This window comes from Paraburkholderia sp. BCC1885 (genome assembly GCF_900996235.1).
Taxonomy (GTDB): domain Bacteria; phylum Pseudomonadota; class Gammaproteobacteria; order Burkholderiales; family Burkholderiaceae; genus Paraburkholderia.
On sequence record NZ_CAAJGM010000089.1, the window covers coordinates 1 to 526 of the forward strand.

Sequence of the window (526 nt, forward strand, 5' to 3'; positions counted from 1 at the left end):
AGCAGCAGGTCCGCGCCGAAGCCTTCCGAGAGGCCGATGGTCTTGAGGATGGTCGGCAGGAAGGTGTAGATCGCGAAGTACGGGATCACCAGGCAGACGAAGAACGCGCAGTTGAAGAGGGTGCGGCGGATCAGGTCGGGGCGGAACAGGCGCGCGTAACCATGGGACACCCGCGCCTGCTCGCCGCCGTCGAGCACCACGTGGCTGCCGAAATGCCTGGCCACGATGGCGCGCGCCTCGGCGGCGCGACCCTTGCCCAGCAGCCAGCGCGGCGATTCGGGCGTGCCCAGCCGGGCCAGCAGCACGATGAAAGCCGGCGCCGCGGCCGAGGCCAGCAGCCAGCGCCAGGCGCCCGGCGAGGCATCGGCGAACACCAGGCCGAGCACGTTGGCCACCACGTAGCCGACGGTCCAGATCACGCTGAACGAGCCGAGCAGCGCGCCGCGATGCTTGCGCGGCGAGAACTCGGCGAGGATCGCGTGGCCGACCGAGAAGTCGCCACCCATGCCGATGCCGATCACGAAGC

General features: G+C 70.2%; 1 protein-coding gene. It reads right to left on the minus strand.

The annotated features are described in order from the left end of the window. On the minus strand, window positions 1–526 hold a 526-nt coding region (locus FQ755_RS07600), incomplete at both ends, for an MFS transporter (protein WP_144152730.1).